The sequence below is a fragment of the Mycobacterium sp. 1081908.1 genome (assembly GCF_001673535.1).
Lineage (GTDB): Bacteria > Actinomycetota > Actinomycetes > Mycobacteriales > Mycobacteriaceae > Mycobacterium.
The window spans coordinates 144,610-166,186 of record NZ_LZLY01000014.1; the positions used below are offsets into that span (position 1 = coordinate 144,610).

The following is a 21,577-nucleotide window of genomic DNA, read 5'->3' on the forward strand; positions in this document are numbered from 1 at the left end:
GCGTGTCACGTCTTTTTCGCTTCCCGGCCAGGGCGACCTCGCACCAGCACGCATTGTTGAATGGCGCCGACCGCGCCCTGCTCGTCAAACAGTGTGCCGATCGTCGTGCCGATGCCGTCCGGCCCGTAGCTGGTCTCCGCGCGAATGCCGATCCACTCGCCGTCGGGCACCCGGAACACGTGCACCGCGAGGTCGGTGTTGAGGAACGTCCACTTGGTGATGTCCAGCTTGCTGCCGATGCCGTTGGCGCAGTCGGCCACCGCGAACAGCCGCTCCAGCGGGGTCATGGCCTCGCCCTTGACGAGGTCGACGGTCGGCTTGATCCAGGATTCGCCCGGGCCCGCGCTCAGCGGCTCGGTCAGCCACAGCCAGTCCAGGCTGTGCACGTAGTTGCGATCCCAGTCCCTCGCCCTGAGGTTGCGGTCGCGGGCCTCGGCCCGCGGCCGGGGCAGGGGAGTCGCGGCGTGGGCCACCGCCTGCGTGTCCAGCCGCTGCAGCCGCCACCCGCTGGCGCGCGCCACCGGCCGGGGTTCCCCGTCGGGCCCCGGTGCCAGCATCTCGGCGGTGACGAGTTCGATCTGTTTCCCGCCCCGCTGCACTCGCGAGCCGACCCACAGGTCGCCCTCGGCCGGCACCCCGCCCAGCAGGTCGATGACGACCCGGCCGAGCCGGGTGTCGTCGCGCTGCGCGCACCGTTCCAGCGCCCTGACCAACAGCGCCGACACCGGCCCGCCGTGCTGGATGGCGGCCGACCAGGTGCCCCGCGCCAGGTCGGTCGCCGCGAACTTCTCGCCCCGCGGGTCGGCGTCGTCGATCAGCTCGTAATAGGAGTCGGTCATCCTCTGCCTTCCGGGTGTCAGGGTAGGCCCGCGCCGGGGGTGTCAACCGTCACCGCGTCCAGCTGCGAGAGCCGGGTGCCGATCAGTCGCTGGGGATAAGCGTCGGTGCTCGACAGCAGAAACAGCGTGCGGCGCGCGGGGCCGCCGAACGCGCACGCGATCGCCACCCGCTCGCCCATGTCGATGCGGTCGGTCACGACGCCGCCCTCGGTGATCCGCTCGAACTGGTGCGCCAGCGTCATCGACGCCCACACGGCGCCCTCGGCGTCGAGCGCGATGCCGTCGGGCGGCCCGTCGAGGCCGTCGGCGAAAACCCGGCGGTCGCTCAGCGCGCCGTCATCGCGGATGGTGAACGCGGTCAGCCGGCGGCCCGTCGATTCGGCGACGATCAACGTCTTACGGTCCGGCGTGATCACCATGCCGTTGGGGAAGTCGAGGTCCTCGGCGGCGATGGTGGCGGTGCCGTCGGCGTCGAGGCGGATGATCGCGCCGCCGGAGAACGCCTGGCATCCGACGTAGGCGCGACCGGCGTCGTCGACGACCATGTCGCCCAGGTTGACCGGCGTCAGGGCGGCCAGGTCGGCGACGACCTCGACGGTTTCGCCGTCGTAGCGCAGCACCTGCCGGTCTTCGGTCGAGGCGATCAGCAGGGACCCGTCGGGACGAAACCCGAGGCCCGACGGGGAGCGCCCGGGCAGCGGGAGCGTGGTCAGCGAGCCCCGCAAGTCCACGGTGTGCACGGCTTCGCCCAGCATGTCGGAGAACCACAGCAGGCCCTCGAACCAGCGCGGGCCCTCGCCGAAGCAGAACCCCTTGGCCAGGGGCTCGGGGATCATCGGCTCAGGCCTTTACAAAACACGGCAAAAGTGTCATGCACGACGTGCGCCGGTGTCAATCTCGCCGAGCTCGCGCGCGACGGCCGCGTGGTAGGCGTCGATCCGCGCGGGATTGGCCTGCTGAAAGAGCGCATCCGGCAGCGGCGCATCCTTGGACGCCTCGATCGTCATGGTCCGGGAGAACAGCGTGACGTCCTGGCCGGGCCTGGTGAAGCGGTAGGTGACGGTGATCCGGCCCTCCAGCCCGCCGTTCCCGTCGCGGTCATGGCCGAGGCGACCGACCGAGTTGAACACGAACAGCGTCGGCCGATCGGCGATGGCCAGCTGCCAGCTGAAGATGCGGTTGCCGTCGGGCCCGGCTTCCTCCCAGGTGTCACCGACCTTCAGGGGAAGCTCCGGCAACTTGCCGATGTGCGCGCTGCCGGGATAGGTCTTCGTCCAGTTCGCCGGGTTGGTGACGAAGTCGTACACGGCCTCGGCGGAATGGGTGAAGGCGGTCTCCGAGGTACTCGTCACGATGCCCAATTGCCTTGCCTCCCTGTGTCTGTTAGATCAGCTTTACAAATCCTACTCAAAGTGTCACGCTGAGCCCGGAGCTGCTAGCGCGGAGGTGGACCGGATTTGACGAAGGCTTCTGAGGAATCCGAGCAGATCGAATGGACGGTGCAGGGTCTGCTGGACCTGTTCGACGTGCGTCCGGACGGGCAGGATCGGTTTACCGGTGACACCGGGATCGCCGTGGGCGACGAACGGCAGGTGGTGGAGGGCACCCAGGTGCTCGCCCAGGCGATTGTCGCGGTGGCCAAACGATTCCCGGACAAGTCGGTGCGCTCCGCGCACGCGGTGTTCTCCCGCGCCGTGACCGTCGGCCCGCCGATCGAACTCGTCCTCGACGTCGTGGCCGAGGGCCGTTCAACCGCCACCGCCGTGGTCGCTGTGCATCAGAATGGTCGCCGCTGCCTGAGCATCACGGTGCTGGCCGACGTCCCGACGGGCGACGTCATCCGCCACCACCTCCCGCGCCCCGAGGTGGCCGCGCCCGCGGACGCCAACCACTCGCCGATGCCGATGGTCGGGCGCGAACTGCGCCTGGTCGACGTCGTCGACGTCAACAGCCCCGACGAGGTCGGGCCGCCCGAGCTGTACGCGTGGCTGCACTACGACCCGATCCCGGAGCGGGACGATCTGGCCAAGGCGCTGCTCGCATACTTCACCGGACACCTCGGGATCTCCACGACGATGCGGGCGCACGCGGGCATCGGGACCAGCCAGGCGCACCTGACCGTGTCCACCGCACCGATGAGCATCTCGGTCGCGTTTCACGAGCCCGTGCGCTGGGACGGGTGGCTGCTCTACACGCACGAGAGCACCCAGGTCGGCGCGGGAATGTCGTACGTGCGCGGCACGGTGCATTCGGAGGACGGTGAGCTGCTGGCCTCCTTCGCCCAGGAGGCGCTGATCCGTCCGCTGCGCACCAGCGACACGGCGATCGATTCGCGCGCGCGGTTCTAGCCGCCAGGACGTATCCCATGCGCTTCACCATCACCCACCCCATGCACAGCCATCCGTACAACCCGGAGCTGGTCAGCGGCGAAGGCATCGGGAAGGTGGCCGCGGCCACCGAAGCGGCGGGTATTCACGGTTTCGGCTTCACCGACCACCCGGCGCCGTCGCAGCGCTGGCTGGAGGCCGGCGGTCACGACGCGTTGGATCCTTTTGTCGCTTTGGGTTTCGCGGCGGCGAGGACGACGACGCTGCGCCTGATTCCCAACATCGTGGTGCTGCCGTACCGAAACCCGTTCGTGGTGGCCAAGTCCGGCGCCACGCTGGACCTGCTCTCGGGTGGCCGGTTCACGCTCGCGGTAGGGGTGGGTTATCTCAAGCGGGAGTTCGCGGCGTTGGGCGTGACTTATGACGAGCGGCTAGAACTGTTCGAGGAAGCCCTTCAGGTGATCCGCGCGGTGTGGACCGGTGACGATATCTCGTTCGAGGGCAAGCATTTCAGCGCCAAGGGCATCACCGCGCACCCCAGGCCGGTCAGTCAGCCGCATCCGCCGATCTGGATCGGTGGCAACACTACGGCCGCTCGCCAGCGGGTGGCGCTGTACGGCGACGGCTGGTGTCCGTTTCCCGCCCCGCCGCAGCTGGCCCAGACTTCCGGCACCGCGGTCATCGACTCCGTCGAGCGCCTCACCGAGGGCATCGACGACCTGCGCCGCCGCTGCGACGCGGCGGGCAGGGACTGGTCGGCGATCGACATCACGTTCTCCAACTTCGAGGGCGGCAGCCCCGCGACCGACGACTTCAACGCCGACGCATACCTCGGCGGCCTGGAAAAGCTTGCGGCGGTGGGAGTGACGTGGGTCGGCGTCCACCTGCCGGGCGACAGCATGGCGCATGCGCTCGAGACCCTCGACCGGTTCCGCACGCTCGTGATCGACGCGATGTAGATGGACTTCTCAGCCGTCGACCTGAGCGCCGAGGACCAGGAATTCCTTGAGGAAACCCGGGCCTTCATCGCCAAGCACGTCACCGACGACGTGCTGTGCCGCCAGCGCGAGTTCGGTGAAAACTTCGACGAGCAAGTGCATCTGGCGCTGGGTGAAGCCGGCTACCTGGAGTCGGATTGGCGGCAAGAGTCCGAGGGCGGATTCAGCCCGGTCCGTCGGCGCATCTTTCACCTCGAGATCGCCCGGGCCCACACGCCTTGGTACCACTGGGGAACCACGTCCGTCGTGGCGCGGCTGGTGCAGCAGTTCGGCGCGCCGGAACTCACCGACAGGGTCCTGCCCGGCGTGCTGTCCGGCGAGATCCGGTTGTGCCTGGGCTACACCGAACCCGAGGGCGGCTCGGACGTCGCCACCTGCAAGACCCGCGCGGTGCGGGACGGGGACGCGTGGATCATCAACGGCTCCAAGATGTTCACGTCGAACGCGCAGAACGCCCGGTATGTCTTCCTGCTCACCAACACCGACCCGCAGGGCCCGAAACACAAGAACCTCACCATGTTTCTGGTGCCGCTCGATTCGCCGGGCATCGAGATCCAACCCATCCGCACCCTGGACGGCGACCGCACCAACATCGTCTACTACAGCGACGTCCGGGTCGACGACCTCCACCGCATCGGCGAGGTCAACGGCGGCTGGACGGTGATGCGCTCGGCGCTGGACTCCGAGCACGGCATCGTGGACCGGGAAGACCATGGCCTGCAATACGTTGGGGCGATGTCGGCGCACGGCGACATCATGGCCGAGGTGGTCGACACCGTCGCGGCGCTCGTCGCGGAGGTCGACGACGGGTCGGTGAGATACCGGCTCGGGCGGGCCGTCGCGCGGATGGAGGCGGCGCTGTCCACTCCCGGGATGTTCGGGCGCGTCGCGGTCGCGCAGACGATGCGCGACATCTCCCCGGTCCTGATGGACATCCTCGGGACGGCCTCCGCGCTACCCGCCGATGCCGAGGGCTCCGCGAGCGACGGTGCGGCCGAACACCTTTACCGGCTTGCGTTACCGCTCGGCATCTACGGCGGCACCCTTGAGGTGTTCCGCAACATGATCGCCCAGCACGCGCTGAACCTCGGGCGCCCTAGCTACGGCGGCTAGCTCTGCTCGCGACGGGTGGCGTTGATGCGGGCGGACAGCAGGCCCACGCCGTCACCACTGAGGTACCGCAGGGCTCTGGGACGCCCGGCCAGGACCGACGCGAGGTGTGCTGCTTGCCCCGTAACCGTCGGCCCGCCGGCGGAATGAGACCAGTGGACGTCCGTGGCATACAGATTGAGGCCGCGGGCTCGTGCGGCCGCGGGGACGAACGGGTTGGGAACGCGCACCTGCGTATCGAGCACAGCGCTGACGGTGGACAGGGGCACCGTCGATTCCTTACCCAATGCGAAGGCGATGTCGAGTTCGTGAATGACGTGATCGCCCAGCAGCAGACGCTTCGGAAACACGCGGCCGATGCCTCGGGGTCGGCGCGCCAGCTCCTCCAGGTCGGCAATCAGCTGAGCGGGATGGCGACGCGCAGCCAGAGCGCGGGCCAACTGGGCGTTCGCCGCGTCGAAGGAGCCCCGCTGTCGCACCATCTCCGCGGCCACGTCCCGCGCCGCGACGCCATAACCGATGACGAGATGTGCCAGCACGTCATGATTGGTCCACCCGCTACAAAGACTCGGCTCGCCCCACTGCGCCGCGGTGATGTCGCGCGCGAAATCGGCAAGTCGCCCGTCGTTGTCGCGCAGCGCGTCAGCCGGCCCCGACATTGAGGTGCTCCTTCAGGAAGTCGACTTGGTCTGCGAGGAGGGCCTCCAGCAACGGGGGATGGTAGACCTGGAAGTGGTCGCCTTCGTAGTGCCGAACCACCCCGCGAGGGGCTGAATGGCCGATGTCCGCGGCATGGCGCGGGTCCATCAACGTTTCCCGCTGTGAGACGCAAACCAAAAGCGGCGCTTCGATTTTCTTCGCGCTACGTTTGGCGCTGCTCGTCGCGATGCCGACGACGTCCGCCGCAGCCATGCGGTTATCGAATGAAGTGCCGGGCGGCACGGTTGAATACCATCCGTCCAGTGCGCCCGGGCTGGTGACGGCGGCCAGGTCGCCGGGCCGACCCACGATGGGAATGTAGCGTCGACTGGCCGAAAACACACGGCGCACAGCGTCTTCGGCGAGTGCCGGAGTCAAACGCAAGGCGGACCACACTCCATTTCGCGTGAGCGTGCCCGGGCCGTGCACGATCGGACACTGCACCACCATCGCCCGGATATCGACTTCGTGTGCTGCCGCTTGCAATACGTGTAGCGCACCCAAACTCGTGCCCCACAAGCCCAATCGGGTTGCGTCTATGGCGTCGTGCCGGCGCAGATATCCACACGCCGCCACGACGTCCTGTCGATGCCGTCGCATGTTGAAGTGCTGCCGGGGCTCGCCGCCGGACTCACCCGTGTAGCGGTAATCGAAGGCCAGCGTGGCGATGCCGGCGGCGGCGAAGCGCCGTTCGTACTGCTGCAGCATCATGCCGTGAGTTGCGCCCAGGCCATGGGCGAGCACAACGCCGGGATGAGGGCCGGGTCCCTCCGGAAGGGTCACCCAGCCTGCGCATTCTGTGTCGTGCGAAATGAACGACACCCGTGCGGTGCCGGACCACGGGTGCCCACTGTGATCATTCGACGATACGTACACCGTACGTTTGTATAATACGTACGGTGTACTTGTCAACGGCCAGGTCGATGATCAGTAGGCTGATCCCGACATGAAGGCACGATTCACCGTCGACGAGGTGCGGGCGCAGGCTCTCCAGATCGTCGACAAGGACGGGCTCGCCGGGCTGAGCATGCGGTCGCTGGCCGCGGCGCTGGGCACCGGGCCGATGACGCTCTACAACTACGTCACGGACCGCGAAGAGCTCGAGGGCCTCGTCGCCGAAGCGGTGCTCGCCGACGTACGCCTGCCGCGCCCGTCGAAAGATTGGCGCTCCGACGTCAAGGGAATCGCAACCGCCATTTGGCGGGCCGTGCGCCAGCACCCCAACGCTGCGTCCTTGGTGCTTACCCGAAGAGTTGTGTCAGCAGCCGGGTATCTTCCGGCCGAGCGACTTATCGAATCCCTTGCCCGGGCAGGGCTGAGCGACCTCGATCTGTTGGCGGCGTTTCGCGGTGTGCTCAGCCTTGTAATGGGCGCTGCGCAAGTGGAATTGGCCGGGCCATTGTCCGAAACCACGCCCGCAAGCGTTCGCGAGAAGTCGAATGTGGCAATGGCCAAACGTATCGGGCAGCTCGCGGCGGCCGAGCACCCCCACATGGCCGCGCTCGCAGAAACGTCCCAACGCTCAACGATGGCCAAGGATTTCGATCGGGCTCTCGACATGCTGCTTGCCGGTATCCAGTCCCGAGCCCGACGTTAGGCTCCCGGGGCGATTAGCTGCGGTGACTGAGCGGGAGCTCGGCGACGACATCGGCGCGGGCGTCGTCGAAGCTGAAAAACCCCTTGATGGGCAGGCTTTCGGGCGGCGGGTCCTCGTAGCTCCACGCGACGTCGTCGACCGGGCCCGCCGACCAGTACGTCGCGAAGCCCTTGTAGTTGCAGTAGCTGGACGTCTCGGATCGCCGCAGCAGATCGGTGCGCACGTGTTTCGGGTCGACGTAGAGGCGAGGCTCGAGCGCGGTCTCGAACAGGATCACCGTGTCGACGGTGTCCACCAGCGTGGTGCCGTCGACCGAGACACGTAGTCGGCGCTTGGTCGGGCGGCAGTCGACGCGGTGGTACGGGTTGGGCGGGTAGTGCACCAGCCGGCGCCCCTCCTCCAGCCAGGTGTCGACGGCGTCCCAGGGCACGCGAACGAAACCCGGCGCCTCGGGCTCCGGCTGGTTCGGTAGGTCGCCGACCTCGTCGACCGGAAACGCGTAGCTGAGCGGGCGACCCTGCCGGTGCACCAGCAGTGCCTGTTCGGTGTCGATCACCAGGCGGCCCCTGAGCAGCGCCTGAACCCGCCGCGGATGCGGCTCGACGTAGACCACCCCGGCGGGTATCTGGGGAGCGAACCGCCCGGCCGGATCAGCGGACAGCGGTCCCCGTCCTGCTACCAAAGTCATTGGCCAAAGCTTATCGGCAGGGCCGTCGGGCCGTTTGGAACATTTCCGGAGGGCGCACTGTTGTGTCGCCCGTGACGAACCAGGAAGTAGCCGGCCGGATGACTGCCGAGAGCACGCCGCCGCATGAGTCCCTGTTCCTTCCGGCAACGATCGGGCGCGCGGACCTGAAAAACCGCGTCGCCCTGGCGCCGATGACCCGCGTCAGCGCTACCGCTGAGGGACTGGCCACCGAGCGGATGGTTTCGTACTACGGCGTGTACGCCGACGGTGGATTCGGTCTGCTCATCACCGAAGGCATCTACATGGACGAGCAGGCCAGCCAGGGTTATCTGTTCCAGCCCGGCATCGCCACCCCCGCTCAGGCCAAGGCCTGGCAGCCCGTGGTCGAGCGGGTCCACGCGGCCGGCGCGAAAATCTTTGCCCAGTTGATGCACGCCGGCAGCCAATCGCAGGGCAACGTTTACACATCCTCGACCGTAGGCCCCTCCGCGGTGCGTCCGAAGGGTGCACAAGCCGCCATGTATCGCGGATCGGGTCCGTACGCGATGCCCGAAGCGATGTCCGCCGAGCAGGTTCGCGAGGTGCGCCGGGCCTTTGTGCGGGCTGCGCGCCTCGCCCGCGATGCCGGCTTCGATGGGGTCGAACTCCACGGCGCGAACGGGTACCTGCTCGACGAGTTCCTCACCGACTACTTGAACACCCGCACCGACGAGTATGGGGGAAGTGTCGCGGATCGCGTTCGCCTGGCCGCAGAGATCAGCCGCGACGTCGCGGCTGCGGTGGGATCGGAGATCACCACCGGAATCCGCATCTCCCAAGGGAAAGTGTCCGACCATCAGCACCGCTGGGCCGGGGGCGAACAGGACGCCGCGGTCATCTTCGGGGCCTTGGCCGACACGGGTATCGACTACATCCACACGACCGAGTACCGCGCGCTCGCACCGGCTTTCGATGCGGGGCCGAAGACGTTGGCCGAATTGGCCAAACGGCACAGCGGCCTGCCCGTCCTCGTCAACGGACACCTTGACGATCCCCGCGATGCGGCCGCCGTCATCGAATCCGGGATCGGCGACGTCATCACTCTGGCTAAACCAGCGTTGGCCAACCGCAATTGGCCGCACCTGGTTCGCGCGGGTCAAGCGCTCGCTGGGGACATTCCCGCCGATCTGTTTGGTCCCGTCGCCGACATCAAGGACTGGGAACTGGTCTCCGCGGGCAGCACCATCTGATCCCGGCGCCGGGCTCCGGAAACGCGTGACTCAGCGGGCCACGTCCGGGTACCAGACTCGTTGCGTCACAACCCTTTCCGTAGGGCAGCCGCGGCCGCGACATGAACGTAGGCATTCGTGTTCTCGGAAAGCCCAAATCTCGGGCTGGTATCTGCGTACGCTGGGTCGACGGCCAGGCAGGAGGAAGCGATGTCATATCTCGCGGTGGCTCCAGACTTCCTGGCACGGGCGGCATCGGAGCTGTCGAACATCGGCGCGGGACTGATCGCGGCGGACGAGGCAGCGACGGCCCCCATCACTTCGATCGCGCCTGCCGCGGGTGACGAGATCTCCGCGGCCATCACGTCGGTGTTCTCCGGCCACGCGCGGGCCTTTCAAGGCCTGACCAGCCAGGCGGCGGCGTTTCACGCCCAGTTCGTGCAGGCATTGAGCGGCGCGAGCGGAGCGTATGCGGCCGCCGAGGCGATCAACGCCCCGTCGTTGCAGACCGTGGAGCAAGACGTTTTGGCGGCGATCAACACACCCACCAATTTGTTGTTTGGGCGCCCGCTGATCGGCGACGGCGCCAACGGGACGGCGGCCAACCCGGACGGCGCGCCCGGCGGGTTTTTGATCGGCAACGGCGGCAACGGTTTTTCGCAAACGGGGAACGCCGGGGTGGTCGGCGGCGCCGGTGGGGCGGCCGGGTTGGTCGGCAACGGCGGTCTCGGCGGCGCCGGTGGGGCCGGCGCGGCGGGCGGGGCCGGCGGCACCGGAGGGTTGCTGTACGGAAACGGCGGCGGCGGCGGTACCGGCGGGGTCGCGCTGCGGGACGGCGGCCTGAACGCCTTTACCGGCGGCACCGGCGGAGTCGGTGGGGCCGCGGGGCTGTGGGGCACCGGCGGGACCGGCGGGCAGGGCGGTGGCGTCGGCCCCAACTTTGCGACGGTGTCTCCCGGCCAGAGCACTCCGGTCGTGTTGAACGGCGGCAACGGCGGCGACGGCGGGCGTGGCGGGTGGATTCACGGCCTGGGCGGAGCCGGTGGGCAAGGGGCGACCGGCAGCACAGCAGGAGCCGGCGTGAACCTCACCGTCGGGGCGGGCAGCTTCACGATGGTGAACAACACGCCCGGAGCTACTACCGTCATTTACCTTCCCGCTCCCGGCGGCAACATCAACAGCATCAGTCCAGCGAGTACGACGTTCATGACCGGCGGCGGCACGGGCAATGTGGCCGTCACGCTCCTGGCCGGCCACACCAGCGGCGTCATGCAGTTTGAAGCCCAGTCCCCGACTGTCGCGGGGGCCACGGGCCGCGCCGGCCTCCCCGGACCCAACGGTTACCTCTAGGACCGGCGACCGGGACGCTGATTAGGGTGCAAGCCATGGCCGGACCGGTAGCAGGCATCAAAGTCGTCGAACTTGGGGTCTGGGTGGCCGGACCGGCCGCCGGCGGGATCCTGGCCGACTGGGGCGCCGACGTGATCAAGATCGAGCCGCCCACCGGCGACCCCGGTCGCATGTTCGGCCGGATGCTGGGTTGCGATCTCGGCGTCAACCCGCCGTTCGAGATGGACAACCGGTCCAAGCGCAGCATCGTACTAGACCTCACCGCCGCGGACGATCGCGGCACCGCGCTCGAATTGCTTTCCGACGCTGACGTTTTCATCACCAATGTGCGTCCGGGGGCGCTGCAGCGCCTCGGCCTGGATTATGCGAAGCTGTCCGCCCACAACGCCCGCCTCGTCTACGGCCTGATCACCGGGTACGGCGAGACCGGGCCCGATGCCGACCGCGCCGCCTACGACATCGCGGCGTTCTGGGCGCGCGCCGGTCTGGCGCACCTGCTCACCCGACCCGGGGATACTCCGCCGTTCCAGCGGGGCGGCATGGGGGACCACTCGGCCGGCATGACCCTGGCCGCCGCCGTGTGTGCGGCCCTGGTCGCCCGCGATCGCACCGGCGCGGGCCAACTGGTGACCACCTCGCTGTACCGCCAGGGCGCCTACACCGTGAGCTTCGACCTGAACACCTACCTGCTGACCGGGCAACCGATCGCGGTCGGCCAGCGTGAGTCGATGGGCAACCCGGCGATGAACAACTACGCGGCGGGCGACGGCCGGCGGTTCTGGATCGTCGGGCTCGACGTCGAGCGGCACTGGCCGCCGCTGTGTCGCGCCGTGGGCCGTCCCGAGTGGCTGGACGATCCCCGCTTCGCCGACGCCCGGTCCCGCGCCGTCAACGCGGTGCAGCTAATCGCCGAGCTGGACAAGATCTTCGCGACCAAGTCGCTCGACGAGTGGGCGGAGGTCTTCGCGGGCGAAACGGATTTCTTCTGGTCGCCCGTCAACGCGCTCGAGGACGTCGTGGCCGACGAGCAGTTCCACGCCGCGGGCGGCCTGGTCGAAGTCCCGGACGGGGAGGCAGGCGTCGCGATGGTGGCCACGCCGGCGGACTTTCACGGCACGCCGTGGGCGCCGCGCTCCGTGGCCCCCGAATTGGGCCAGCACACCGACGAGATTCTCGCCGAACTCAAGGCCCGGCGCGGATAGGCACCTTTACAAATTTCCCCAGAAGTGTCACGCTGTCCGGTGACAGCAGCCCCGCCGTGAGGAACGGATTGATGGTCACTCCAACCTTCGACGTCAGCCACAGCCGCCGGGTCAGCGCCGCGCGAGCGACCCGCGCGGACGCCGAGTGCCTGCGATATCGGCTGGACGTCGTGGCAGCCAGCGCCGCCGATGTCGTGCAATCGGCCGGGGGTTGGCTCTACGACCGGGTCATGGCCGGCTGGGAGGTGACCGCGCTCCTGCCGCACGGCCGCGAATCCCGCTCGCTGCGGATCCTCGGCGTGCAGGCATTCGACGGCGAGGCGCGGCCTCACCTGACGGCGTCGAGGGGCCAGAGCCTGGCGGTCAGCGCCGAGGCGTTCACAGCCGACCCCCTCGTGCGCGAAAAGGTGCTGGAGTCGCTGGGCGACCGGTTGACCGAGGTCGCGTTGTGGGGCGACGGATGGCCGCTGGGCATCGACCGGGCGATGACCCGGACGCAACATGTGCTCAGCGCGGCGGCCCGCAGATTCAAGGGCTACGCGCTCGCGGCGGCGGGATTGCCCTGCGCGTCAGTCGATCCCACGGAGACGCTGCTCTGCGACATGGCCACCCGGCTCGACTGATGAAGAAGTACTACGGCCACACACTGCTTTACCTGCACGAGACGATCTCACTGGGATCAGGGCGAAGCGACGCCTTCACCGAAATGTTCACCGGCACCTACCAGCCGATGATGGACGAGCTCGGCGCCCGGCTGTTCGCCATCTGGGAAACCACGCCGTACAACGGTCACTGGCCCCAGGCGACGATCATCTGGGAGATCGACGGATTCGCCGACTACGCCCGGATCGGGGCCGCCCAGGCGCGCGGCGGCAGCCACGAGGTCGCCGCCGGCAAATGGTCGGAGTTCCTCGCCGGGATCGGCGCTTCGGGTGAGGGGCGGATCATGTACCCGGGGCCCAGCAACAAGACGCTGACGCAGCTGCGCGAGGCCAATTTCGTTGCGCCGCTGGTGATTCAGGAGATAATGCAGACCAAACCGGGACGCCAGGACGACTACATCCGCGAGCTGGAGCGGCTCTACGTCCCATGGTCGGAGCGCACCGGCAAGCGGTGGCTGGGTTCGTTCACCACGACCTTCCGCTACAACGAGGTCATCCACTATTGGGCGCTGGACGGCGGCTGGGAGTGCTTCGCCAACCACTACCCGTCGTTCAAGGAGAGCCCACCCGCCGAGCTCGTCACCTGGATGAGCGTGGCCCCGGCCCTGCGCGACGGCTGGGAGGACTCGATACTGCAAGCCCTACCCCCTTCGCCACTGCAGTGAGCTTTTCCTACGATCCGTTCGACGCGGAAGTCATGGCAAACCCGTTGCCGTACTACCGGATCCTGCGCGGCGAGCACCCGGTGTACTACATGCCGCAGTGGGACACCTACGCGCTCTCCCGCTTCGACGACATCTGGCGGGTGCTGGAGGTCAACGACGGAACGTTCGTCGCGACGGAGGGCACATTGCCCGCGGCGTCGGTGCTGGCCAAGCACAACACCGGCCCGCTCGACGACCCACCGCTGCACCCGCTGCCGTTTCACGCGGTCTTCGACACCGATCTGTACGCCGAGATCCGCCGCGCGCATTCGGCGCCGCTGCGGCCGAGGTCGGTCGCCGGGCTGCAAGCCCGCATCCGCACGCTGGCCAACGAGCGCCTCGACGAGCTGCTACCGCGGGGTTCCTTCGACCTGACCCAAGAATACGGCGGCATCGTCGCGGCCTCGATGGTGTGCGGATTGCTTGGGCTGCCAGACGATCTCGCACCGCAAGTGCTGGCCGCGGTCAACGCCGGCAGCCTGGCCGAGCCCGGCGAGGGCGTCGACACTGCGCAAGCCCGGCCCAACTACCTCGAATACCTCACGCCGGTGGTCGAGCGGCGCCGAGCCGACTCCTCCGGCGATGCGCTGCCCGTGGTCGACGGCCTGCTCGGCTACCGCCTGCCCGACGGCAGCGCCCTGTCCGACGTCGAAGCCGCCACCCAGATGCTGTGCATCTTCATCGGTGGGACCGAAACGGTGCCCAAGATCGTCGCCCACGGGCTGTGGGAACTCGCCCAGCGGCCCGACCAGATGGCCGCGGTGCGCGCCGACCTCGACACCAACGTGCCGGTCGCGCGCGAGGAGATGATCCGGTTCTGCGCTCCGGCGCAGTGGTTCGCTCGAACGGCGAGGAGGCCGTACACAATCCACGGGCAGACGATCGAGCCCGGCCAGCGCGTCATCACCCTGCTCGCCTCGGCCAACCGGGACGAACGCGAGTACGAACGCCCCGACGAGTTCGTCTGGAACCGCCCGATCCGTCGCTCGCTGGCCTTCGGCCGCGGCCAGCACTTCTGCATCGGCTACCACCTGGCCCGGCTGGAAATCGATGTGTTGCTGGCCGAATGGCTGCGCCGGGTGCCGGACTTCGCGATCCAGGGCGACGCCGCCACCCGGCTGCCGTCCAGCTTCCAGTGGGGATGGAACAAGATCCCGGTGGAGGTCTGACGTGTGGTCCTACCGGATCATCGCCCCCTACCAGTTCGAGCGGACCTCGATCCCCGACAAGACGCCCGAGCAGCTGGCCGACGGCCAAGTCCTGCTCCGGTTTTCGGCCGCCGGCGTCTGCGGCAGCGACCTGCCGGCCTTCCGCGGTAACAGGGGCCGGCTACCCGGCGACGACGGGCCGAGCGCCGCCGAGAAGGACGGGTTCCCGATCCACGAAGTGGCCGGCGAGGTGATCGCCAGCCGTCACCCGGATCACCGCATCGGCGATCGCGTGGTGGGCTGGGCATCCGGCTTCGACGGCCTGATGGAGCGCGTGATCAGCGACGGCAACATGCTGGCGCCGTACGACCCGGCGCTGAGCCCGCCCGAGGCGGTCGGCCTGCAACCGCTGGCGTGCGTCCTCTACGCCTGCGAGCAGCTGCCGGACCTGGCCGGCCGGCACGTCGCGATCATCGGGCAGGGCTCGATCGGCCTGCTGTTCTCCTACGTCGCCAAGGCGGCGGGCGCGCGGCGCGTCACCGGGGTCGACCCCGTCGACCGCGCCGGCCACGCAACGGCATTCGGCGTCGACGACCCGGTGCGAGCCACCAGCGACCGCTGGGTGAGCCAGCTGGCCCCCGCCGACCGCGCCGACGTCGTCATCGAAGCCGTCGGGCACCAGGTGGCCACCCTGGGGCACGCCATCGAAGCCGCCGCGCCGGGCGGCACCGTCTTCTATTTCGGCGTGGCGGACGACGAGGCCTACCCGATCAGCATGCGTCTCATGTTGCGCAACAACCTGACGCTGAAATCCGGTGTGACGCTTGACCGGCGGCGGGTCCTGGACGTCGCCGCCAAGTTCGCCGACGAGCATCCCGAGCTGCTCGGCACCTATCTCACCCACACCTTCGGCGTCCAAGACGTCCAGGGCGTGCAGGGCGCGTTCGACCTGGCCTGCCGGCCATCGCCCGAGCGCATCAAGATCGCGATCGCCCTGTGAGCGTCTTCGACGTCGACCGCCGGACCCCCATCTGGGGCGGCTGGATCACCGGACACACGCTGCTCGGCCCCGAGGAATTCGCCCGCGCCGGTTACGACTACGTCGGATTCGACGCGCAGCACGGCTACATCGACGACGCCGACATCGCCGGCATGCTGCGCCGCATCGAGCACGTGCCGATCGGCACGGCGGTGCGGCTGCCCAACGCCGACGCCGCGCCGATCGGGCGAGTGCTCGACGCCGGCGCGGACGCCGTCGTCATCGCGATGATCGAGTCGGCCGACGAGGCCGCCGCCGCGGTGGCCGCCACCCGATACCCGCCGGCGGGCTTCCGTAGCTTCGGCCCGTTGCGCGCCAGCCTGGGTCACGACACGGCCGCGCTGGAATCAAGGGTCAGCGTGTTCGCGATGATCGAGACCGCGGCGGCGCTGTCAGACCTCGAGGAAATCTGCGCCGTCGAAGGGCTGGCCGGGCTGTACATCGGTCCCGCCGACCTGGCCCTGTCGATGGGCGTGGATGTCGTTGGCGCGACCAAACATCCGGCGGTCCTGGACGCGATAGGCCGGATCCATCGCGCCGCCGCCGACGTGGGCCTGATCACCGGCATCCACGCGGGGGACGGCAAGACGGGGCGCGCCATGGCGGAGCTGGGCATCCGGATGATCACCCTGGCCGCCGAATCGCAGGCCCTGCGGCGCGGAGCGGCCGAACACCTACGCGAGGCTCGCGAACAGTGACCGAGACCGCAATACGCGAACTCATTGCCGCCTACGCCCTCGCCCTCGACGCCGGCGACATCGACGGTTGCGTGGCACTGTTCGTCCCCGACGCCGAATTCGAAGTCTATGGACGGGCTTTCGCCGGCGTCGACGGGATCTGCACGATGTTCCGGGACGCGCCGCGCGGGCTGCACCTGACCGGGGTCTCGCAAATCGACGTGAACGGTGACACCGCGACGGCCCGGTCGCAGGTGCTGTTCGTCCGGGCCGGTGACCTGCAACTGCGGCCCGCCCTCTACGACGACGAGCTGGTATGCGCCGACGGCCGCTGGCGCTTCCGGCGCCGGCGGTGCCAATTCGTCACCAGCCGCGGCCTTTCCGACAGCCCGGAGGTGCCGTCATCGTGAATCAACGCGTCGCGCTGGTGACCGGCGCCGCCGGCGGACAGGGCTGGGCCATGGCCAAACGCCTGCGCTCGGCCGGGCATTCGGTGGTCGCATGCGACCGTCGCGCCGACGAACTGGCCGCCGCGGTCGACGAATTGGGCGACGACGGGCTGATCGGGGTCCCGCTCGACGTCACCTCGCAGGCGCAGTGGGAGGCGGCCGTCCACACGGTCGTGCAGCGCTTCGGGTCGCTGACCGCGCTCGTCAACAACGCCGGCGCGCTGCACCGCGCCTCGCTGGCCGACGAGACGGCCGAGGGCTTCGAAAACGCCTGGCGGGTGAACTGTTTCGGCGCGTTCCTCGGCATCCAGTCGACGCTGCCGCAGCTGCGCGCGGCCACGAACGCGGCCATCGTCAACATCTGCAGCACCGGGGCGATCCGGCCCTTTCCGCGGCACAGCGCCTATGGGTCGTCAAAGTGGGCGCTGCGCGGGCTGACCCAGAACGCCGCGGCCGAGCTGGCCCCGTTCGGCATCCGGGTCAACGCGGTGTTTCCCGGCCCCGTCGCGACCCCGATGCTCGACGACGCCACCCAGCTGCGGCTGGCCGCGTCGTCGGCGTTCGGACGGATCGGCCAACCGGCCGAGATCGCCGACGCGGTGGCCTTCCTGGTCTCCGAGGAGGCGTCCTTCATCACCGGCGCGGAACTGGTCGTCGACGGTGGGCAATGCCTGCAGATCCAATGAACGGCAACCTGTCGGTCGGCATCATCGGCGCCGGACCCGGCGGCATGGCCCTGGGAATCCTGTTGTCCCAAGCGGGCTTCCACGACTTCACCATCTTCGACCGCGAGGACGACGTCGGCGGCACCTGGCTGATCAACACCTATCCCGGGCTGGCCTGCGACGTCAAGTCGCACCTGTACTCCTACTCGTTCGACCTGAACTCCGACTGGTCGCGGCTCTGGCCCGCGCAACCCGAGATCCTCGAGTACTTCCAGCGGTGCGCCGACAAGTACGGCCTGCGTCCGCACCTGAGGCTGCGCACCGAAATCGTCGCCGCGCGTTGGGAAGAAGATGCCCGGCGGTGGTGCCTGACCACCGGGGCCGGCGACACGCACCACTTCGACGTCGTGGTGTCCGCCGTGGGCCTGTTCACCCGCCCGCTGTTCCCGGACCTGGTGGAAGAGGAGCCGTTCACCGGCACGTTGATGCACACCTCGCGGTGGGACCATTCGGTCTCGCTCGAGGGTGCCCGGGTCGCCGTGCTGGGCACCGGATCGACGGCGTCGCAACTGGTGCCGGAGTTGGCGAAAGTGGCCGATCGGGTGTACTCGGTGCAACGGTCGCCGACCTGGATCCTGCCCAAGCCCGACCGGCCCTACACCGAACGGGAGCGCTGGCTATTCGCGCACATTCCGTTCGCCAAGAAGCTGTACCGCACCCGGCTGTGGCTGCGCAGCGAATCCAACATCTCGGTGATCGAGCACGGCAGCGAAAAGACCGAGGAGTTCAAGGCGATCGCGCTGGACATGCTCGAAAAGACCGTCGCCGACGAGGAATTGCGCCGCAAGCTGACCCCGGACCATCCGATGGGCTGCAAGCGGCTGGTGTTCTCCTCGGACTACCTGCCGGCGTTGACCCGCCCCAATGTCGAGGTGCTGGACAGCCCGGCGCGCTGCCTGCGCGGGCGCAGCCTGGTCACCGAGGACGGCGCCGAACGCGACGTCGACGTCGTGGTGTGCGCGACGGGCTACGCCGCGGCCGATTACCTGGCCGGGCTGAACGTGTCCGGCGAGGGCGGGACGACGCTGCGGGAGGTGTGGCGCGACGGGGCCCACGCGTATTTCGGCATGGCCGTTCCCGGGTTCCCGAACTTCTTCATGCTCTACGGGCCGAACACCAACGTCGGTTCGAACAGCGTGATCTTCATGCTCGAAGCCCAGGCCCGCTACATCGTGCGGGCGCTGAAACACATGCGGCGCCGGGGCAAGACGTACGTCGCCGTGCGACCGGCCGCGCTGGCGGAGTTCGTCGCCAAGGTCGACCGCTGGATGGTCGGCACGGTGTGGACCACCCAGTGCAGCAACTACTTCCGCGCCCCCAACGGGCGGGTGGTGACGCAGTGGCCGCGCAGCGCGCGTACGTTCTGGGGAATGACGCGCCGATTCAAGCCCGCCGACTTCGTTTTCTCGCCGGCTGACAAGCACGCGCGGTGACGGGCCTGGACGGCTTCGAGCGGTTGGACCCCGCGCTGCAAGCCGTCGCGACCGCGCGGACCGACTTCTCCGCCGACTCGATCGAGCTCATCCGCGAACCGTTCAACCAGCGCCGCCGGGAGGCCGCCGAACGCACCGACGCCAGGGGCGTGCGGATCGCCGACGACACGGTGGCGACCGAATCCGGCGGCGTGCCGGTGCGCATCTACCGTGGCGGCGAGGCGAATACGGTTCCGGTACTCGTCTACTGCCACGCCGGCGGCTTCGCGCTGGGAAACCTGGACACCGACCACCGGCAGTGCATCGAGCTGGCAAGCCGCGGCCGCTGCGCGGTGGTATCGGTCGACTACCGGCTGGCCCCGGAGCATCCCTACCCGGCCGCGCTGGACGACGCGATCGCGGTGCTGCGCTGGGTGGCGGCCACCGCGACGGAGCTGGGCGTCGACCCGGCGCGCCTGGCCGTCGGGGGCAGCAGCGCCGGCGCCACCCTGGCGGCGTGCCTGGCGCACCGCGCGGCCGACGGCTCGCTGCCCGCGGTCGTGTTCCAGCTGCTGCACCAGCCGGTGCTGGACGATCGGGAAACCGCGTCCAAAGCCGAGTTCTGCACCAGCCCGGCCTTCGACAGCGAGGCGGCCGAGCTGATGTGGCGCCACTACCTGGGTCCCCACGCGAGACTGCCGGGCTCCGTGCCCGCCCGACGAGTCCAATTGGGTGGTCTGCCACCGGCTTTGATCACCTGCGCGGAGATCGACCCCTTCCGGGACGAAGCCGTCGACTACGCGCTGCAGCTGCTCCGCGCCGGCGTCTCCGCCGAGCTGCACGTGTTTCCCCGGGCCTGCCACGGGTTCGATTCGCTGCTGCCGGACTGGTCGGACTCCGAGCGGTTGTTCGCCCTGCAAGGCCACGCCCTGCGGCGCGTCTGGTGCGAGGCCTGAACGCCCCTAGGATGGCGTGGATGGCGTGCTGTGGTTTCCCGATTCCGGCCGAGGACTGCGACGGCGCCTTCACCGTCGACGCGTCACGGGTCACCTTCGGGCGCGGCTGCCTCGCGGAGGTCGGCGACCGCGCGAGCGCCCTCGGGCTGCGGCGGGTGGCGTTGTTCACCGACGCCGGCGTCGCCGCGCTGCCGGTGTTCGCCACGACGCGCGACTCGCTCGTCGCGGCCGGCCTGGACGTCGTCGCCTATACCGACGTCCACGTCGAGCCCACCGACGCGTCCTTTCGGGACGCGGCACGCTTCGCGCAGGAGTGCGACCCCGACGGGTACATCTCGCTGGGCGGCGGCTCGGTGATCGACACCTGCAAGGCCGCGAACCTCTACGCGACCCATCCCGCCGATTTCCTCACCTACGTCAACGCGCCGATCGGCGAGAGCAAACCCGTGCCCGGCCCGCTCCGGCCGCACATCGCCTGCCCCACCACCGCGGGCACCGGCAGCGAGGTGACCGGCATCGCGATCTTCGACCTGGTGTCACTGAAGGCCAAGACGGGCATCGCTTCGCATGCGCTGCGCCCCACCGAGGCCGTCGTCGATCCCGACTGCACCGCGAGCCTGCCCCCCGAGGTGGTCGCCTCGGCGGGGCTCGACGTGCTGTCCCACGCCCTGGAGTCCTACACCGCGCGGCCCTACGTGCGGCGGCGCGCTCCCGAGCGGCCCAGCCTGCGGCCGATGAGCCAGGGCGCCAATCCGTGGAGCGATCTGGGTTGCCGGGAGGCGCTGCGCCTGCTGGGCCAGTTCCTGGAGCGCGCGACGAACGACCCCTCCGACGGCGAGGCCCGCGAGCAAATGATGTGGGCCGCAACGCTTGCGGGCATCGCGTTCGGCAACGCGGGTGTCCACGCGCCGCACGGCATGGCCTACGCGGTGGCGGGCCTGGTGCGTGACTTCCGCCCCACGGGTTACCCGGCCGACGAGCCGCTCGTGCCGCATGGCATGGCCGTCATCCTCAACGCGCCGTCGTCGTTCCGCTTCACCGCGGAGGCGAGCCCGGAGCGCCACCTGGAGGGGGCGCGGCTGCTCGGCGCCGACACCCGGGGCGCCGCCGCCGACGACGCGGGCGAGGTGCTCGCCGGCGAGCTCATCCGGATCATGCGGGCGGTGGGCATGCCGAACGGGCTCAGCGGGGTGGGCTACACCGAAGCCGACGCGGCGGCCCTGACCGAGGGCGCCTTTCCCCAGCAGCGCCTGTTGCAGAACGCGCCGCGCGAGATGACCAAACCGGTTCTGGGGGACCTGTTTCGGCGGGCCATGCGGTACTGGTAGACCATGAGCTCACCTCCGTCGGACAACCTGACCAGCGCCGACTTCCCGGTGCTGTGGCCGGTGCTCACCCGCTGGGCCGACAACGACATGTTCGGTCACCTCAACAACGCCGTGTATTACCAACTGTTCGACACCGCGATCAACGCCTGGATCAACACGACCGTCGGGATCGACCCGCTCGCCGCGCCGGCGCTGGGCATCGTCGCCGAGTCGGGCTGCCGCTACTTCTCCGAATTGCATTTCCCGGAGGGCCTCACGGTCGGCCTCGCGGTGACGCGCCTGGGCCGCAGCAGCGTCACCTACCGGCTCGGCGTGTTCCGGTCGGGCGACGGACCGCAACCGATCACCGCGCTGGGACACTGGGTGCACGTGTACGTCGACCGGACCAACCGCAAGCCGGTGCCGATTCCCGACGCCATCCGCTCGCTGCTGTCGACGGCCCGCGTGGATCAATAGCGC

24 protein-coding genes are annotated in these 21,577 nt (G+C 69.1%); 18 read left to right on the forward strand and 6 right to left on the reverse strand.

Going from position 1 to position 21,577, the window contains the following annotated elements:
• Nucleotides 1–5: 5 nt before the first annotated feature.
• The 3 genes from A5655_RS02380 to A5655_RS02390 are packed head-to-tail and all read right to left on the reverse strand — an operon-like array spanning nucleotide 6 to nucleotide 2,200.
• The gene (locus A5655_RS02380) at nucleotides 6–839 is read right to left on the reverse strand and encodes a thioesterase family protein (RefSeq protein WP_067005138.1); all 834 of its coding nucleotides are present in this window, start codon (nucleotides 837–839) and stop codon (nucleotides 6–8) included.
• A 17-nt stretch (nucleotides 840–856) separates the two neighbouring features.
• Entirely contained in the window at nucleotides 857–1,675 is an 819-nt protein-coding gene (locus A5655_RS02385) for an SMP-30/gluconolactonase/LRE family protein (RefSeq protein ID WP_067005140.1), read from the reverse strand.
• A gap of 33 nt (nucleotides 1,676–1,708) precedes the next feature.
• Entirely contained in the window at nucleotides 1,709–2,200 is a 492-nt protein-coding gene (locus tag A5655_RS02390) for an SRPBCC family protein (protein ID WP_067005142.1), read from the reverse strand.
• Between the two features lie 96 nt (nucleotides 2,201–2,296).
• On the opposite strand from A5655_RS02390, the gene A5655_RS02395 reads away from it, so the two are divergent.
• The 3 genes from A5655_RS02395 to A5655_RS02405 are packed head-to-tail and all read left to right on the forward strand — an operon-like array spanning nucleotide 2,297 to nucleotide 5,277.
• Nucleotides 2,297–3,187 carry an acyl-CoA thioesterase II gene (locus A5655_RS02395; protein WP_067005144.1) on the forward strand — a complete coding sequence of 297 codons (891 nt, stop codon included), beginning with the start codon at nucleotides 2,297–2,299 and terminating at the stop codon, nucleotides 3,185–3,187.
• Nucleotides 3,188–3,204: 17 nt separating this feature from the next.
• Nucleotides 3,205–4,125, forward strand: coding sequence for an LLM class F420-dependent oxidoreductase (locus A5655_RS02400; protein WP_067005146.1), 921 nt, complete (start codon nucleotides 3,205–3,207; stop codon nucleotides 4,123–4,125).
• On the forward strand, nucleotides 4,126–5,277 hold the full coding sequence (locus tag A5655_RS02405; protein WP_067005148.1) for an acyl-CoA dehydrogenase family protein: 1,152 nt from the start codon (nucleotides 4,126–4,128) through the stop codon (nucleotides 5,275–5,277). It abuts the gene before it with no gap.
• Here A5655_RS02405 and A5655_RS02410 read toward each other — a convergent pair.
• On the reverse strand, nucleotides 5,274–5,933 hold the full coding sequence (locus A5655_RS02410) for a maleylpyruvate isomerase family mycothiol-dependent enzyme (RefSeq protein ID WP_067005150.1): 660 nt from the start codon (nucleotides 5,931–5,933) through the stop codon (nucleotides 5,274–5,276). The genes A5655_RS02405 and A5655_RS02410 overlap by 4 nt on opposite strands.
• Nucleotides 5,917–6,849 carry an alpha/beta hydrolase gene (locus A5655_RS02415; RefSeq protein WP_231999047.1) on the reverse strand — a complete coding sequence of 311 codons (933 nt, stop codon included), beginning with the start codon at nucleotides 6,847–6,849 and terminating at the stop codon, nucleotides 5,917–5,919. Before A5655_RS02415 ends, A5655_RS02410 begins: the two co-directional genes overlap by 17 nt.
• Nucleotides 6,850–6,946: 97 nt before the next feature.
• Here A5655_RS02415 and A5655_RS02420 point away from each other — a divergent pair, with 97 nt between their 5' ends.
• Complete coding sequence (locus tag A5655_RS02420; protein WP_231999048.1) at nucleotides 6,947–7,570, forward strand: TetR/AcrR family transcriptional regulator C-terminal domain-containing protein; 624 nt, start codon at nucleotides 6,947–6,949, stop codon at nucleotides 7,568–7,570.
• A 13-nt stretch (nucleotides 7,571–7,583) separates the two neighbouring features.
• Here the strand turns inward: A5655_RS02420 and A5655_RS02425 are convergent, their stop codons facing one another.
• Nucleotides 7,584–8,258: a DUF427 domain-containing protein gene (locus tag A5655_RS02425; protein ID WP_067005156.1), complete on the reverse strand. Its 675-nt coding sequence runs from the start codon at nucleotides 8,256–8,258 to the stop codon at nucleotides 7,584–7,586.
• A 98-nt stretch (nucleotides 8,259–8,356) separates the two neighbouring features.
• Between A5655_RS02425 and A5655_RS02430 the strand changes: the two genes are divergently transcribed.
• From A5655_RS02430 to A5655_RS02495, 14 genes are all read left to right on the forward strand, one after another.
• Nucleotides 8,357–9,487 carry an NADH:flavin oxidoreductase gene (locus A5655_RS02430; protein WP_067005158.1) on the forward strand — a complete coding sequence of 377 codons (1,131 nt, stop codon included), beginning with the start codon at nucleotides 8,357–8,359 and terminating at the stop codon, nucleotides 9,485–9,487.
• Between the two features lie 189 nt (nucleotides 9,488–9,676).
• Nucleotides 9,677–10,816, forward strand: coding sequence for a PE family protein (locus tag A5655_RS29075; protein ID WP_067005160.1), 1,140 nt, complete (start codon nucleotides 9,677–9,679; stop codon nucleotides 10,814–10,816).
• A gap of 35 nt (nucleotides 10,817–10,851) precedes the next feature.
• On the forward strand, nucleotides 10,852–12,018 hold the full coding sequence (locus A5655_RS02440; protein ID WP_067005162.1) for a CaiB/BaiF CoA-transferase family protein: 1,167 nt from the start codon (nucleotides 10,852–10,854) through the stop codon (nucleotides 12,016–12,018).
• A gap of 71 nt (nucleotides 12,019–12,089) precedes the next feature.
• Complete coding sequence (locus tag A5655_RS02445) at nucleotides 12,090–12,641, forward strand: hypothetical protein (RefSeq protein ID WP_067005165.1); 552 nt, start codon at nucleotides 12,090–12,092, stop codon at nucleotides 12,639–12,641.
• On the forward strand, nucleotides 12,641–13,345 hold the full coding sequence (locus tag A5655_RS02450) for an NIPSNAP family protein (RefSeq protein WP_067005166.1): 705 nt from the start codon (nucleotides 12,641–12,643) through the stop codon (nucleotides 13,343–13,345). The genes A5655_RS02445 and A5655_RS02450 overlap by 1 nt, the downstream gene beginning before the upstream one ends.
• The gene (locus tag A5655_RS02455; RefSeq protein ID WP_067005169.1) at nucleotides 13,342–14,553 is read left to right on the forward strand and encodes a cytochrome P450; all 1,212 of its coding nucleotides are present in this window, start codon (nucleotides 13,342–13,344) and stop codon (nucleotides 14,551–14,553) included. The genes A5655_RS02450 and A5655_RS02455 overlap by 4 nt, the downstream gene beginning before the upstream one ends.
• Before the next feature lies 1 nt (nucleotide 14,554).
• A complete protein-coding gene (locus tag A5655_RS02460) occupies nucleotides 14,555–15,532 on the forward strand; it encodes a zinc-binding dehydrogenase (protein WP_067005170.1) in 978 nt (325 codons plus the stop codon).
• Nucleotides 15,529–16,269, forward strand: a complete 741-nt coding sequence (locus A5655_RS02465; RefSeq protein WP_067005172.1) for an HpcH/HpaI aldolase/citrate lyase family protein — start codon at nucleotides 15,529–15,531, stop codon at nucleotides 16,267–16,269. The genes A5655_RS02460 and A5655_RS02465 overlap by 4 nt, the downstream gene beginning before the upstream one ends.
• The gene (locus tag A5655_RS02470) at nucleotides 16,266–16,658 is read left to right on the forward strand and encodes a nuclear transport factor 2 family protein (RefSeq protein ID WP_067005174.1); all 393 of its coding nucleotides are present in this window, start codon (nucleotides 16,266–16,268) and stop codon (nucleotides 16,656–16,658) included. The genes A5655_RS02465 and A5655_RS02470 overlap by 4 nt, the downstream gene beginning before the upstream one ends.
• Nucleotides 16,655–17,383, forward strand: a complete 729-nt coding sequence (locus A5655_RS02475) for an SDR family NAD(P)-dependent oxidoreductase (RefSeq protein WP_255361984.1) — start codon at nucleotides 16,655–16,657, stop codon at nucleotides 17,381–17,383. The genes A5655_RS02470 and A5655_RS02475 overlap by 4 nt, the downstream gene beginning before the upstream one ends.
• Complete coding sequence (locus tag A5655_RS02480; protein ID WP_197508570.1) at nucleotides 17,365–18,855, forward strand: NAD(P)/FAD-dependent oxidoreductase; 1,491 nt, start codon at nucleotides 17,365–17,367, stop codon at nucleotides 18,853–18,855. The genes A5655_RS02475 and A5655_RS02480 overlap by 19 nt, the downstream gene beginning before the upstream one ends.
• A complete protein-coding gene (locus tag A5655_RS02485) occupies nucleotides 18,852–19,790 on the forward strand; it encodes an alpha/beta hydrolase (protein ID WP_067005177.1) in 939 nt (312 codons plus the stop codon). The genes A5655_RS02480 and A5655_RS02485 overlap by 4 nt, the downstream gene beginning before the upstream one ends.
• Nucleotides 19,791–19,810: 20 nt before the next feature.
• Nucleotides 19,811–21,118, forward strand: a complete 1,308-nt coding sequence (locus A5655_RS02490) for a hydroxyacid-oxoacid transhydrogenase (RefSeq protein ID WP_067005313.1) — start codon at nucleotides 19,811–19,813, stop codon at nucleotides 21,116–21,118.
• Between the two features lie 3 nt (nucleotides 21,119–21,121).
• Entirely contained in the window at nucleotides 21,122–21,574 is a 453-nt protein-coding gene (locus tag A5655_RS02495; RefSeq protein ID WP_156764655.1) for a thioesterase family protein, read from the forward strand.
• Nucleotides 21,575–21,577 lie beyond the last annotated feature (3 nt).